A 14,493-nucleotide genomic window follows, 5' to 3' on the forward strand; every position below is an offset into this window, starting at 1 on the left:
GCCTCGCTGACAATCGTCACCTCATGGAGGCTCCACAATGCAACAACGTCCGATGACACATACCCTGGCCACCTGGCGCCGGATTGCCCTCGGTGCAGGTCTGGTCCTCCCTTTGTCGGCCTTCGCCACCCCCGGATACTGGACCGACAGCGCCGGGCAGCTGGTGCATACCGGCAACGGCGATTGCGTGCGTACCGGCACCTGGAAGCTACCCGACGCCAACAGCAGCTGCGACGCCGATCTGATGCCCAAACCGGCACCGATGCCGGCCGCCATGCCAACACCCGCACCCGCGCCCATGGCCCCGCCTGCACCCAAAATCATCACGCTCAACGAACAGGCCAATGGCAAGTCGCACCTGGGCTTCAACAAGTACAAGGTCACCCCAAGCGAAGGCCTCCTGCTCGACGCGCAGTTCAAGACCATCGATCCGAACACCGTGCAGTCCGTAGTCGTCACCGGCTACACCGACCGTATCGGGCGCAAGGCCTACAACATGAAGTTGTCGGAAAAGCGCGCTCAGTCGGTAGCGGGCTACATTGAGCAGCATTACCAGATCCCAGCGGAAAAAATGACTGTGCTCGGTAAGGGACCGGCCGATCCCGTGGCCACCTGCACGGGCGTCAAAGGACGCGCCGCGTTGATCAAGTGCCTGGCGCCGAACCGTCGCGTGACGGTGGCGATTAATTGGGCCCATCAGGTTGTGCAGCACCCTGGGACCGAGATGCCCGCGCCGCAGTAATCCCCTCATCCGACCGGGGGCTATGCCGCTTAGCGGCAGCCCCCCCACCTTCTCCGGCCTACCCGCCTGCGCGCCACGCGCGCAGGCGATACCACCATAATCCCACCACCTCATGCGCGATCTCGGCCATCATGGTGACTGCCCGTGTCTGTGGGACCCAGCCCAGCGCGCCGCGCTGAGCCCAGCTGCGATTGATGAATCCCACCGGCGCCGGAACCGGCGACATGCCGGCCTGACGGAAGGCCCAGAGCGCCCGCGGCATGTGCCAGGCCTGAGTCACCAGCAGAATGTGTCTGATACCTAGCGGGAGGAGTATGTGCGCACTCTCATGTGCATTACCCCAGGTGCTGCGGCTGCGCGTGTCTTCCCAGCGTGCCTGCAGCCCGAATTCGTCGGACAGCACACGTGCCATGAGCTGCGCCTCACTGTCATGCTCGCCAAACCAGTCTCGGCCGCCGCTCACGAGGACCGGTAATCCACCTCGCCGCGCCAGATAGGCCGCATAGCGCACCCGTTGCAACGTCAACAAGGTAACGGCATCGCCATTGCCATAGGCCGGCGCTGGGCGGCTGCCACCGCCGATCACCACGATGGCCTGTACGTCCTTGGGTATCGTACGCAATGGCGGGTTGTGCGACTCCCAGAGACTGGCCAAGGGATATACCACTGCCGGGATGCTACCGGCATAGGCCAGACCGAAGCCGACGACGGCGAGTGTCCCGCCGATACGGCGACGTTGCAGGAGCAAAAGCAGCAGACCCAGCCCGAGCAGCAGCAGAGGACCCGCAGGCGGGAGGAAAAGCAGTTCCAATAAGGTTCTAGACCACATCCGGATCTCCATCGGCACGCGCTGGTTGCAGCCACGCGGTCAATTCCCGCGCCCGCATCGGGCGGGCAATGAGATAGCCCTGCAACGCCGGGCAACCGTTGTCGCGCAGGCATTGTCGTTGTGCCAGATTCTCCACCCCTTCGGCGATCACATCGATGCCCAGCTCTCGACCAAGCTGCAACACTGTCCTGACCGCCGCCAAGCTGCGCGGGTCGTCCGGCAGGCGTTGCACGAAGCTCTTGTCGATCTTGAGCGCATCAACGCTGGCCCGACTCAGGTAATGCAGGCGCGCATAGCCACGGCCCCAGTCGTCCAAAATCAAACGGTGCCCGGCCCCGCGCAGCTGCGACAGGACCTGTTGCTGTGCCGGCGAATCGTCGATCAGCACGTTCTCCAAAATCTCGAACGACAACCACTCTCGATGCCGTAGACCACTACGTTCGATGGCCGCGGCCACTCGCGCCGGGTAGGTCTGGTCCGAACATTGCGCCACCGACAGATTCACGGCAACGCGACGTGCATCCAGCCCTGCCACTTCCCATTCGCGGAGCTGGCGCAACACGGCGTCGAGTACCCAGTTGTCCATCAGGCGAACCATACCGACCGCCTCGGCAGTCGGCACGAACTGATCCGCACTGAGCAGACCCAGCTCCGGATGGCGCCAACGGATCAGCGCCTCCGTGCCTAGCAATCGCCCGTCCTCGCTGCTCACCACCGGCTGATAATGCATTTCGAGCTGATCTTCGACGCCTAGCGCATCGCGCAGATCGCGCTCCATCCCGAGCTGTTGCTCAGCGTGTTCGCGCATCCAGCCTTCGAAGACCACACAGCGATTGCGCCCGTCGGTCTTGGCATGGCGCAGGGCCCGGTCGACATTCTGTCGCAACACCTCAATCCGCTCGCCGTCGTCCGGAAACAAGGTAACGGCTACGCTCGCGGTCACGTGTATCTCGCACCCATCCACGTGATAAGACGGCGCCCCGAGCACCTCGACCAGCCGCGCACCCAACCGGACTGCCGATTCACGATCGGCATCGCGCGCGATCACCGCGAACTCATCGCCGCCAAGACGAGCCGCCAGTTCATCGCGACGAACGATCCGCTGAATACGCTCCGCCACCGCTTGCAGAATGCGGTCGCCCACGCTGTGACCCTGGGCATCGTTGATGCGCTTGAAGTGGTCGATATCGATAAAAAGCAGTGCAATACGGGTCTTCTGCAGTAGCAAACCGGCCAGATAATCGTCGACGCGGTGGCGATTCGCGAGGCCGGTCAGAGCGTCATGGTAGGCCAGATGGCGCACCTGCCGTTCAAGTTCGCGCTGTTCGCCCACATCCTGAAACACGGCCACGTAGTGGATCTTCCCGGACGCATCGCCATCGACCCTCGCGACCGAACCGGCCAGCGGGCACAGGCTGTCATCATCGCGATGCAGCAAGGTCTCCCCGCGCCAACGTCTCTGCTTGAGCAAGGCCTGCGTCATCGCGCGCGCCGTCGAGCGCCGACGCCCCCACGGCAGCAACGTATAGGCGCGACGGCCCTCTAAATCCTGCTGCGGCACCCCCGAAATTCGGGCGAACGCCGGATTCGAAGAAACGATCCGCCAGTGCTCGTCGAGAATCACAATCGCCTCGGCAGAACTGTCGACCGCACGTGTATTGAGCTCAAGTCGCAAATCACGACCCACATTTTCGGCGGCGTAGGCAATGTCATGGCTGATTTCTGCGAACAGATCATGGAAATGCGGATCGTCGAGATATTTCGACGGCAGTAATACCGTCAGGATCGCCATACCTCGCTCGGACGGGTGCAATGGAAATGCTGCCAAGCTAACCTCGGAGGCATTCGCATCGGGGGCATTCACAAGCGTCGAAGTAGCCGGTAAATTTTCGACACCAACCCGCTGGGCCAGCTCGAAAAACACGCCATGCGTGACCCGCTCGCCGGGTTCATACGCCACATTCGTGTCGAAACCCGCCACGGCCCGCACCTGCAACCCACGAGTACCCGATTGCCAAACACCGATCCAGGCACTATTGATCGGAGTTTGTGCGACCAGTAGAACACAGGCTTCGCGCCACAGCGTCTCCAGGTCCGGACGACGGGCAATCAGTTGATTGACTGCACCGCTTGCCCGGTAATACTGCGTCATGCGCCGCAACGCGAGTTCCGTGGCATTCGCCCGTTCCGAGGCTGCGCGCGTGCGCGCGGCCTCGGAACGGGCGCGCACCCCTAGGCGGATAAAGAAATAGAGCAGCGGCAAGCCCACCAGCGTGGTCGTGATCGCGGTGGTAATGAAGACTGCGGCGGGCACATACCCCGTCAGTATCCAGAAGACCCAGGGCGCGATGATTTCCGCGCCGATCAGTGCAGCGGCAAGCCCGAATGCCAGCAGCCAGCTGCCGGGTAGGCTGCGAGGCGTCGCGCTCGGTGAGGTCTCTGGCATCGTGCGGCTCACCTTGTCGATCGACTCGCCGGCCGAACGCATGGACCCACACGGGGGAAAGACATACTCAGAGCACGCCGCTCGCCTGTTGATCGGCATGATAGGAAGATCGGACCAGCGGACCACTCGCCACGTGCGAGAAACCCATAGCCTCGCCCACGGTACGCAAATAGTCGAATTCGGCGGGTGGAACGAAACGGCTAACCGGCAGATGGTGCCGCGAGGGTTGCAGATACTGGCCTAGGGTGAGCATGTCGACCCGATGCGCGCGCAGATCGCGCATCACCGATTCCACCTCGTCCAGGGTCTCGCCCAGACCGAGCATCAACCCAGACTTGGTGAGCACCTCCGGGTGCGAAGCCTTGAAGCGGTCAAGCAGGGTCAGAGACCACTGGTAATCCGCCCCCGGCCGAGCCTGCCGGTACAGACGCGGCACGGTCTCCAAGTTGTGATTGAACACGTCGGGCGGCGCCGTCGACAATGCCGTCAGCGCGGGTTCCAAACGTCCGCGAAAGTCGGGCACCAGCACCTCGACCCGCAGCAGCGGGTTGAGTGCGCGTGCGCGCGAGACGCATTCGGCGAAGTGACCGGCGCCGCCATCGCGCAGGTCATCGCGGTCCACCGAGGTGATCACGACATAGCGAAGCCCCATCTCTCGAATGGTTTTCGCCAAATGTTCCGGCTCTTCCGTATCCAGGGGGTTCGGACGCCCGTGAGCCACATCGCAAAACGGGCAACGGCGCGTACAGATGTCGCCCATGATCATGAACGTGGCGGTACCATGCTCGAAGCATTCGCCGAGATTCGGGCAGGAGGCTTCCTCGCACACGGTATGCAACGCATTTTCGCGCAGCACCCGCTTGAGGCGTTCCACGCGAGGGCCGCCCGGCACCTTGACCCGAATCCAATCCGGCTTTCGCGCCGGGCGCTCCGTGGGCGCGATTTTGATCGGAATACGCGCCATTTTTTCGGCACCACGCTGTTTATGGCCGCGTTGCGGCCCCCCCTTGGCGATCTCGCTCATGCCCTGTCGGTCCCATCGTCGGTGTTAACTAAGGCCGCAGTGTACCCCAGACGATGCGCCAGCCGCTCGCCCAACGCCTGCCCTGCAGCCCACACGTCCAACGCGATGCCGCAGTCGGCAAGACTCACCACCTCAAGCCCGCGATAACCACAGGGATTGATGCGGGCAAAGGGTGAGGCATCGAGATCGACGTTGAGGGCAAGCCCGTGGTAGCTGCAGCCACGGCGCACCCGTAGACCCAGGGCCGCGATCTTACGCCCGTCGACATACACGCCGGGCGCATCGCGACGACCCACCGCCGCGATGCCATGATCGGCAAGCAGATCAATCACGGACCACTCCAGATGCTCCACCAGTGCACGTACACCGATGCGTAGGCGACGCAGGTCGATCAGCGTGTAGATCACCACTTGCCCAGGTCCGTGATAGGTCACCTGCCCGCCGCGATCACTTTGCACCACGGGGATGTCACCGGCATCGAGCACATGCTCGATGCGACCGACCTGCCCCAGGGTGAACACTGGCGGATGTTCCACGATCCAGAATTCGTCGGCAGTCTGCTCGTTGCGGGCGTCGGTATAATCCTGCATGGCCTGCCAGACGGCGCAATAATCGCGCCGCCCCATGTAATGCATGCTCAGCTGAGGCATGCGCTAGAGCGCCATCGTGACCAGTTCGCAGGCGGTGAGGGCCCGGTAAATGGCATCAAGCTGTGCACGGTCGGTCGCCTCAATGGTCACGGTCATACTCAGATAGCGCCCACCGCTGCTGAGATTCTCGCGCACGGCTGTCTCGTCGATCTCCGCCACATGCTCACGAATCAGCGCCAGCACACGCACGCGGAATTCGGGCAGCGCGGGCCCGAAGACCTTGATCGGGAAGCTGCATGGAAACTCGAAGGGCGTTTCGTCGGCACCCGGCTCTTGCGTACTCATGCGCAATCCCCCCCGTCCGCAGTTCCGCCTTGCAGGCCTGATACCAATCAGCCATCCGCCGCCAGATCGGGCCGGGCCGACCGGCGCCGACCAGCTCGCCATCCAGCCGCGTCACCGCCATGACCTCGCGCGTCGAACTGGTCAGCCATATCTCGTCTGCCGTCCGCAGCGCCTGTTCGGACACCGGGCGCTCGGCCCAAGGCAAGCCATGACGCTCGGCCAGCGAAAGCACGAGATCCCGGGTCACGCCCGGCAGTAGCATCGCACTTTTGGGCGGTGTCACGAGCACACCGTCGGTCACGATGAACAGACTGCTCGCGCTGCCCTCCAGCACCTCACCATCGCGTACCAAAATCGCTTCGTCATCACCGGCATCCAGCGCCGCCTGCCGCAACAGCACGTTGGGTAGCAGCGTGATCGCCTTGATGTCGCAGCGCGCCCAGCGCGTATCCGCCATCACCCGCGCCGAGGCACCCGCCTCAACCCGCACCGGGTCCGGTGCATGCAGCGGACTGGCCATGGCGAACACCGTGGGTTTGACCTCCGCTACCGGAAAGGCATGATCGCGCTTGATATCGGCACCCCGAGTTACTTGCAGATAGATACCGTGATCGCCGGCGCCGGCCTCATCCACCAACGTCTGCAACAAATCGCGCCAAGCCGCACGGTCGCACGGGTTGGCAATACGCACTGCCGCCAAACTCGCATCCAGGCGATCGAGGTGTGCCATCAACCGAAACAGATGACCGCCATAGGCGGGGATCACCTCATACACACCATCGCCGAACAGGAATCCCCGGTCCATGACCGAGACACAAGCCTGCTCAATCGGGAGGAAGCGACCATTGAGATAGACGAGACTCACGCGGCCTCCCGGTTATTTGTGGGCGAACCACTTGAGCACGGTGTCGCGTACGCGCTGCCACAGATTGCCGCGCGGATCGGCCTCCAGTGCCACCAGCGGCACCTGGGTCACAAGCTTGCCGGCCAAGCTGACCTTGACCTCGCCAACGGCCTGCCCCTGGCTGATCGGCGCCTGCAACGACGGGTTGAGCGTCATTTCCGCCTTAAGGTTGTGATAGTGGCCCGAGGGTACCGTCACATAGAGGTCCTGCATCAGGCCAAGCTTGACGTGCTCGTGCGCACCGCCCCAGACCCGAGCCGAGTCAAGCGCCTGACCGGCGCTGTAGAGTTTATGGGTTGAAAAGAAACGGAAGCCGTAGTTGAGCAGCGCCTCGGAGACACGTGCGAGATTGATATAGTTCTGCTCACTAGAAGCCTTGGGCAGATTCACGCCCATCACCACCGCGATCAGGCGAGTACCGTTGCGTACCGCCGAAGAGGTCAGGATGTAGCCAGCCTCACTGGTATAGCCAGTCTTGAGTCCGTCCACACTGGGGTCGCGCCAGAGCAACTTGTTGTAGTTGTACTGCTTGATGTTGTTCCAGGTGAAGGATTTCTCGGAAAAGTAGTGATAGTACTCGGGGAACTGGCTGATGATCGCACGCGACAACTTGGCCAGATCCATCGCCGAGGTATAGAGATCCGGTTCTGGCAGCCCATTGACGTCGGAATAGTGGGTGTTGTTAAGACCCAGCTGCTTGGCGTAGGCATTCATCAGCGACACGAAGGCGCCGGTGGTCCCGGCTACGCCCTGTGCCAACGCCACCGCGGCGTCGTTGCCGGAAGGAATCAGCAAGCCCTGCAACAGCTCCTTGACGCTCACCGAGGAACCCGGATTCAGGAACATGCGCGAACCGCCCTGACGCCAGGCTTCGTCACTGACATGGAATTTGGTGTCGAGATGAATGCGTCCCGCCTTGAGGTCCTGAAATACCACATAGGCGGTCATCAATTTGGTGGTGCTGGCTGGCGCGCGACGTTCATCGGGGTTCTTCTCCGCCAGAATCTGTCCGGTCTGATAATCCATCAACACATAAGATTTCGCGCCAATCGGCGACATCGGCGGTACCGGTACGGGCAGCGATGGCACCGATGGGCTGGGCCCGGCTGACGGCGCAGCGAGGCTCAGACCGGAGAACAGGCTGGCGAGAATGAAGACCAATGAGCGAAGCACTAGACGCATATCAAGAGACCTTGGGCGAATGAACGAGGGAGGATGCATATCGGGGCCTGCGATTCTAACCCCGGCACCGCGATTACGAAACGCCGGCGCGTAAACTTCACTCCACGCCAACCTGGAAATGTTGGATGCCCAGCACGCTCATCCGTTGAGCGACGGCATCGGCAGCCGCCACGTCGGCAAGCGGGCCGAGGCGCACGAAATACAAGGTCTGGTTCGGCCCGACTTGACCGGATTGGATGATCATCGGCCCCAAACCACGCAGCGCCAGTTTGGCCTGATAGCGTTTGGCGTTGGACAGATTGCCAAAGGCACCCACCTGAATATAGATATGCGGCGTCGGTCCTCCATGCGCGGCATCGAGCGGGGGCGGCGGGTCGGCAGCAGGGTTGTGGGGATTGATTGCCTGCACCTCGACCAGCGCGGTGCCCGGGCCGATCATGCCAAGTCGGCTGGCGGCCGTGTAGGAAAGATCGATGATGCGGTTGGCGACGAAGGGGCCGCGGTCGTTGATCTCGACCGTCACCTTTTTACCATTCTCTAGATTAGTAACCCGCACCCAGGTGCCAAGCGGCAGTACCTTGCTGGCGGCGGTCATCCCGTACATATTGTAGGGCACACCGCTGGCGGTGAGCTTGCCGTGAAAATTGGGGCCATACCACGAGGCGATGCCGCGCCGCGAATAGTCATGCGCGGTGGGCAGAACGTAATAGCGCTTGCCAAACACCACATACGACTGACCACCGCCGGAGGGCGCCGGAGATCCGGAGCGGCTGGGTGGCGGCAGGCTGGCGCAGGCGGACAACAACAACGCCAGCGCGGCCACCGCCACGATACGCAGCGGCCCGACGCGCAGTTTCATGGCGCGTGCTTGTCGGCGACCTCCGCCGCCCTCGCCTGCTGCTGGTAGGCGCTCTGAATCGCCTCGCTAAGCTGGTAAACCGCCATCGCGTACAAGGCACTGATGTTGTAACGCGTAATCACGTAGAAATTCTGCCCCGTGACCCAGAACTCAGGGTCATGAGCGGTTTCCAGACGTACCCAGGCATACAAGTTCTTGCTGGCCAGTGGTTTGTCCAGCCTGACGCCAGCCGCATGCAGTGCTGTAGGCATCAGGCTGGGCTTGAGGCCACTCGACAGAGCCTCGACACCACGACCGTCGATCCGTGCTCGCTCGGCAACGAAGCCACCCGCCTGCCAACCATGCCGGGCGAGATAATTGGCAATACTGCCGATGGCATCGACCGGATCGTTCCACAGATCACGCTGACCATTGCCGTCGAAATCCACTGCGTAGTGCCGATAGCTGCCGGGCATAAATTGCCCCTGCCCCATTGCGCCAGCATAGGAACCCTTGGGTTGCAGCGGATCGATGCCCTCGTCGCGCGCGAGTAGTAGAAACTGCGCCAACTGACGGCGGAAGAAATCCGCCCGCGGCGGGTAGTCGAAACCCAGTGTGGCCAGGGTATCGAGCACCGGGAACCCTCCCATCCGGCGACCGTAAAAACTTTCCACACCGATGATCGCGGTAACCACCTGTGGCGGCACGCCATAGGTTTTTTGCGCCCGCTCAAGTGCCGCATGGTGCTGTCGCCAAAAGGTCACGCCCTCACGAATCCGCTGTTGCGTGAGGAAAATCCGGCGATATTTGTACCAGGGCAGAGATTCTGCGGGCCGCTTCATTGCCGCGATTACCGCCGGTTGGGGCTCAACCTTGTCGAACAGATGCTCCAGATAAGCCCTGTCGAACTTGTCTTGCGTGACCATCTTCTGGATGAATGCCTGAACCTGCGGACGTTGCGCGAAGCCGCTATCGGCAGCCCAGGCAGCGGGCAGGCAACAGGTCATCAGGGTAAACAGCGCGGCTAGCCAGTGGCCGGAGCGCCGGTGGACCGGGGCGGGAATCGAACGGTTCAATGGGCCACCAATCTGCGATGAGAATGTATACCCATGAGCATACCGAAAGCGGCCAGGATGGTCACCATCGAGGTCCCCCCGTAGCTCACCAGCGGCAGCGGCACCCCCACCACCGGCAATAGACCGATCACCATGCCCACATTCACGAACACGTAGACCGAGAACATCATGCTCATGCTACCGGCAACCAGTCTGGCGTAGGTATCCTGGGCACGCAGGGCGATATCCAAACCACGCAGCACGATAAAGACATAAAGGGCCAGCAGGACCAGCACACCGATCAGGCCGAACTCCTCGCCGAACACCGAGAAGATGAAATCCGTGGAACGCTCTGGCAGGAAATCAAGCTGTGCCTGCGTGCCGTTGAGCCAGCCCTTGCCGTAGACACCGCCCGAACCCACCGCGATCATCGACTGAATGATGTGATAGCCCGCGCCGAGAGGATCGCGCTCCGGATCGAGAAAGGTCAGTACGCGATCACGTTGATAGCCATGCATGAAATGCCAGATGACCGGCAGCGAGGCCAGACCCAGCAGTGCGAAAGCCGCCATGGTGCGATAGCGCAAGCCGGCGAAGAAGATCACGAACGCGCCGACCATGCCCACGAGCAGTGCCGTACCGAGATCCGGCTCCTTGGCGATCAGCAGCACCGGCAGCAATACGATCACGCCTGCGGTCGCCAACTGACCGGCACTCGGCGGCAACGATCGTTCGGCAAAGAACCAGGCCAGCATCATGGGCACGGCCAGTTTCATGACCTCCGAGGGCTGGAAGCGCATGAAGCCCAAGTCCAGCCAGCGCCGTGCCCCCATGCCGACCTGCCCTACGAGCAGCACGGAAACCAGCAACACGAGACCGCCGAGGTAAATCCAGGGCGCCCACTGGCGCAGACGCTCCACTGGGATCTGTGCCACCAGGAACATCACCAGCAAGGCGATCAGCAGGCGAGTCGCCTGCCGAGTCACCATGCCTGTGTTTTCACCGCTGGCGCTGTAGAGAATGAACAATCCCGTGCCGATCAGCGCCAGCAGCGCCAGCAGCAGCACCGGATCGAAGTGCAGACGCCGCAACCAGTGTGAGACGCCTGTATCCATACCCTGATGCCTCACGAAGCGCCCCCCGACGGCACGGACGTCACCCGGTCCACCGGCTCGGTGTGTTGCAGGTCGAGCTGCGACGGCAGATCAGACTTGAGTACCAGCTGCCCCCCACGCGTCTCGGTATTGTGTTGCAGGTAATACTCGATCATGCGTCGCGCGACGGGTGCCGCACTGACGTCGCCGCCGCCGCCATGCTCGACGACCACGGCAACAGCAATCAACGGATGGTCCGCCGGCGCGAAAGCGATGAACAGACCGTTGTCGCGCAGGCGATAGGGAATCGCACCCTCGCGGGCGTTGTCTGAATGGATATGGGAAGTCACCTGAGCGGTGCCTGTTTTGCCTGCGACGACGTACTCGAAACCACGGAACTGACGATAGGCGGTACCGTCCGGACGCTGCGTGACATTGCGCATGCCGGTGAGCACCGCGCGCCAGTACGCCGCATCCTTGAGGCGAATCGGCGACTCGGCCTCAGGCAAACGCGTCTGTATGTCGCGCGTCACCGGATCGCGTACCGCGCGCAACAGACGGGGTCGAAAACGCTCGCCATGCATGGCCAGTGCCGCCGTGGCATCGGCGAGCTGCAACGGCGTCGTCAACACGAAACCCTGGCCGATGCCGGCCACCACGGTATTGCCGGGATACCAGACCGTGTTCTTGGCGCGCCGCTTCCAGGCCGGCGTCGGCAACAGACCGCCCATTTCGCCGCTGGTATCGATCCCCGTCTCCCTGCCGAGCCCAAAGCGCGACAGAAAATCGTGCATGCGATCGATGCCAAGACCAAAGGCCAGACGGTAGAAGTAGACGTCGACCGACTGGGTGATGGCCTTGGACACATCGGTCATACCATGACCGTAGCGGTTCCAGTCCCTGTATTTGCGCTGGGCCGGATCACCCGGAATCTGCCAGTAAGGGCCGCAGTAGATACGTTCGTCTACCGTGACCACGCCATCATTCAGGCCGGCCAAGGCCATGAAGGGCTTGATCGTCGAGCCAGGCGGATATTGTCCGGCGAGTGCGCGGTTGAACAGGGGACGCCAAGGATTGTTACGCAACGACTCATAACGCTTGCGCGAAATGCCGTCGACGAACCAGTTCGGGTCGTAGCTGGGCGCACTCACCAGCGCCAGTACGTCGCCATTGCGCGGATCGATTGCCACCGCAGCGCCCTCGCGCCCCGCCAGCGCTTGTTCGGCAACCGACTGCAACCCGGCGTCCAGGCTCAGAATCAGATCGTCGCCGGGTATCGGCGGCTGATGCGACAACACCCTAATCTGACGCCCTTTGGCATTGACCTCGACTTGATCGTAGCCCACACGACCATGCAGACGCGCCTGATAATGGGCCTCGATACCCGTCTTGCCGTAATGCGAGGTGCCTTCGTAATTCGCCGCATCGACCTGTTGCAACTCGCCGACATCAAGACGACTGACGTAGCCGACGGCATCCACCATCGCCCCACCGAACGGGTAATAACGCCGCAACCGGGCCTTGATGTCCACTCCAGGGAAGCGATAGCGCTGCACCGCGAAGCGGGCCACCTCCTCCTGACTGAGATCGAAGCGCAGCGGTACGGTCTGGAACGGCCACTTCTGGCGCATTGCCTGCCGAAAACGCCTGATGTCATCAGGTGTGAGGGCGACGACCGACTTGAGCGCGTCCAGGGTCCGATCCATGTTCGGCACCTGCTCCGGGGTCACGTCGAGGCTGTAGGAGGGGACGTTTTCCGCCAGCAGCACCCCGTGGCGATCGTAGATCAGACCGCGCGGCGGCGGGATCGCCACGATGTGCACCCGATTGTCATGCGACAAGGTGGCATAGTGCTCATGATCGATCACCTGCAGATAGATCAGGCGGGCGGTCATGGCCCCGTAGAGGCCAATCACCGCCAATCCCATCACCACAGCGCGCCAGGCGAACTGACGTCGCTCCTGGCGCGGGTCCCTCAGGGACTGTCTACGCGACACCGCACTCCGCCCCTCGGCTCATGACCGACTCAACCCTTGGCGCGCGCAGCGCTGGCCAGGATCTCGGCACGCGCAGCCTCCAGCCCTTGGATACCGTCAACCTTGACCCACTTACCGACCTCCAGCGCCTTGTACTGTTCGAAGAAATGCTGAATCTGGCCGAGTAGAAACTCGGGCAGGTCCGCAGGCGACTGGATGTGGGCATAGCCGGGATACAGCTTGTTGACCGGCACCGCGATGATCTTCGCATCCGGACCTTTCTCGTCGGTCATTTGCAGCATGCCGACGGGGCGGCAGCGGATCACGCTGCTGGCATAGAGCGGGATCGGCGTGACCACGAGCACATCCACCGGATCGCCGTCCTCAGACAAGGTGTGCGGAATGAAGCCATAGTTGCAGGGGTAGACCATCGAGGTCCCCATGAAGCGGTCGACCATCAAGGCGCCGCTGTCTTTATCAATTTCGTATTTGACCGGCGGAGCAAGGGCCGGGATTTCGATGACCACATTGAAGTCGTCGGGCAGGGCTTCACCGGCCGGCAAATTGGCGAGATTCATGTTTGTCCTCAAGGCGTAGTAATGGATGGTTTGCCATTCGGGGGGGGGTCGCAGAGCGCACGAGAGTGCCCATCGTTCCCCCCGGAACACGCTATCGCGCATGGCGCCGCCCATTATACCTGCCAGGCGCCTTGCTTGCGTGGTCACCGGCCAGCCGGTATAAGTGGCGCCCACCATTCACCATTTATACGGCAGAGGTTCGTGCGCCATGAGGATCGTACTCTTGGGAGCGCCCGGTTCGGGCAAGGGCACACAGGGCCAGAAATTGGTCGAGCGCTATGGCATTCCGCAGGTTTCCACGGGTGACCTGCTACGCGCCGCGGTCGGCGAAGGCAGTGCGCTCGGACGCGAGGCCAAGGGCTTTATGGACGCCGGACAACTGGTGCCGGACAGCGTTGTTCTCGGGATGATCCGCGAGCGCCTGGCCCGCCCGGACGCTGCGCAGGGCTACATTCTCGACGGCTTCCCGCGCAATCTCGCCCAGGCCGAAGCGCTTGACGAGATGCTGACCGAGACCGGTCAGCCGCTGGATCTCGCCCTCCTCATCGACGTCGACATCACCAGCCTCAAGCAGCGCCTGCTCGGGCGCCTCACCTGCAGCGACTGCAGCACGGTGTTCAACACCTATACCTCGCCCCCCCGTCGCCCCGGCATCTGCGATCAGTGCGGCGGTACACTGATTCATCGTGCCGACGACAACGAAGCAACCATCGACAAACGCCTCGGCGTCTACGAAGCACAAACCAAGCCACTGATCGAGTATTACGCTGGAGACAACCGCCTGCGGCGGATCGCCGGCATTGGCGACATCGACACCATTTTCGCCGCCATCACCGCCGATATCGACGCCAGGCTGTCGCAGCAGACGGCGCGCTAAGCGGTGCGGCAGC

The 14,493-nt window shown here is 62.4% G+C and carries 14 protein-coding genes; 2 read left to right on the forward strand and 12 right to left on the reverse strand.

What is annotated here, in order from left to right; genetic code table 11:
• Nucleotides 1–37 precede the first annotated feature (37 nt).
• The gene (locus BI364_RS13230) at nt 38–742 is read left to right on the forward strand and encodes an OmpA family protein (RefSeq protein WP_083251393.1); all 705 of its coding nucleotides are present in this window, start codon (nt 38–40) and stop codon (nt 740–742) included.
• Between the two features lie 58 nt (nt 743–800).
• On the opposite strand, the gene BI364_RS13235 is transcribed toward BI364_RS13230, so the two are convergent.
• From BI364_RS13235 to ppa, 12 genes are all read right to left on the reverse strand, one after another.
• Nucleotides 801–1,571 (reverse strand): YdcF family protein, encoded by a 771-nt coding sequence (locus BI364_RS13235; RefSeq protein WP_070080071.1) that lies wholly within the window; start codon nt 1,569–1,571, stop codon nt 801–803.
• Entirely contained in the window at nt 1,561–4,017 is a 2,457-nt protein-coding gene (locus tag BI364_RS13240) for a putative bifunctional diguanylate cyclase/phosphodiesterase (RefSeq protein ID WP_197495714.1), read from the reverse strand. Before BI364_RS13240 ends, BI364_RS13235 begins: the two co-directional genes overlap by 11 nt.
• A gap of 67 nt (nt 4,018–4,084) precedes the next feature.
• Nucleotides 4,085–5,041, reverse strand: a complete 957-nt coding sequence (gene lipA, locus BI364_RS13245; protein WP_070079157.1) for a lipoyl synthase — start codon at nt 5,039–5,041, stop codon at nt 4,085–4,087.
• Nucleotides 5,038–5,691 (reverse strand): lipoyl(octanoyl) transferase LipB, encoded by a 654-nt coding sequence (gene lipB / locus BI364_RS13250; RefSeq protein WP_070079158.1) that lies wholly within the window; start codon nt 5,689–5,691, stop codon nt 5,038–5,040. Before lipB ends, lipA begins: the two co-directional genes overlap by 4 nt.
• 3 nt (nt 5,692–5,694) lie before the next feature.
• Nucleotides 5,695–5,916 (reverse strand): YbeD family protein, encoded by a 222-nt coding sequence (locus BI364_RS13255; RefSeq protein ID WP_233279635.1) that lies wholly within the window; start codon nt 5,914–5,916, stop codon nt 5,695–5,697.
• Complete coding sequence (locus BI364_RS17570) at nt 5,855–6,841, reverse strand: D-amino acid aminotransferase (protein WP_233279517.1); 987 nt, start codon at nt 6,839–6,841, stop codon at nt 5,855–5,857. Before BI364_RS17570 ends, BI364_RS13255 begins: the two co-directional genes overlap by 62 nt.
• A gap of 12 nt (nt 6,842–6,853) precedes the next feature.
• Nucleotides 6,854–8,062 carry a D-alanyl-D-alanine carboxypeptidase family protein gene (locus BI364_RS13260; RefSeq protein WP_083251396.1) on the reverse strand — a complete coding sequence of 403 codons (1,209 nt, stop codon included), beginning with the start codon at nt 8,060–8,062 and terminating at the stop codon, nt 6,854–6,856.
• 97 nt (nt 8,063–8,159) lie between these two features.
• A complete protein-coding gene (locus tag BI364_RS19005; RefSeq protein WP_070079161.1) occupies nt 8,160–8,921 on the reverse strand; it encodes a septal ring lytic transglycosylase RlpA family protein in 762 nt (253 codons plus the stop codon).
• The gene (mltB, locus tag BI364_RS13270) at nt 8,918–9,976 is read right to left on the reverse strand and encodes a lytic murein transglycosylase B (RefSeq protein WP_197495715.1); all 1,059 of its coding nucleotides are present in this window, start codon (nt 9,974–9,976) and stop codon (nt 8,918–8,920) included. Before mltB ends, BI364_RS19005 begins: the two co-directional genes overlap by 4 nt.
• Nucleotides 9,973–11,070 (reverse strand): rod shape-determining protein RodA, encoded by a 1,098-nt coding sequence (rodA, locus tag BI364_RS13275; RefSeq protein WP_070079162.1) that lies wholly within the window; start codon nt 11,068–11,070, stop codon nt 9,973–9,975. Before rodA ends, mltB begins: the two co-directional genes overlap by 4 nt.
• 11 nt (nt 11,071–11,081) lie before the next feature.
• Nucleotides 11,082–13,046, reverse strand: coding sequence for a penicillin-binding protein 2 (mrdA, locus tag BI364_RS13280; protein ID WP_156782757.1), 1,965 nt, complete (start codon nt 13,044–13,046; stop codon nt 11,082–11,084).
• Nucleotides 13,047–13,075: 29 nt separating this feature from the next.
• Nucleotides 13,076–13,603, reverse strand: coding sequence for an inorganic diphosphatase (gene ppa / locus BI364_RS13285; protein WP_070079164.1), 528 nt, complete (start codon nt 13,601–13,603; stop codon nt 13,076–13,078).
• 208 nt (nt 13,604–13,811) lie between these two features.
• Between ppa and BI364_RS13290 the strand changes: the two genes are divergently transcribed.
• Nucleotides 13,812–14,480: an adenylate kinase gene (locus BI364_RS13290; protein ID WP_070079165.1), complete on the forward strand. Its 669-nt coding sequence runs from the start codon at nt 13,812–13,814 to the stop codon at nt 14,478–14,480.
• Nucleotides 14,481–14,493: the final 13 nt, after the last annotated feature.

It is taken from the genome of Acidihalobacter yilgarnensis (genome assembly GCF_001753245.1).
In the GTDB taxonomy this organism is placed as follows: domain Bacteria; phylum Pseudomonadota; class Gammaproteobacteria; order DSM-5130; family Acidihalobacteraceae; genus Acidihalobacter; species Acidihalobacter yilgarnensis.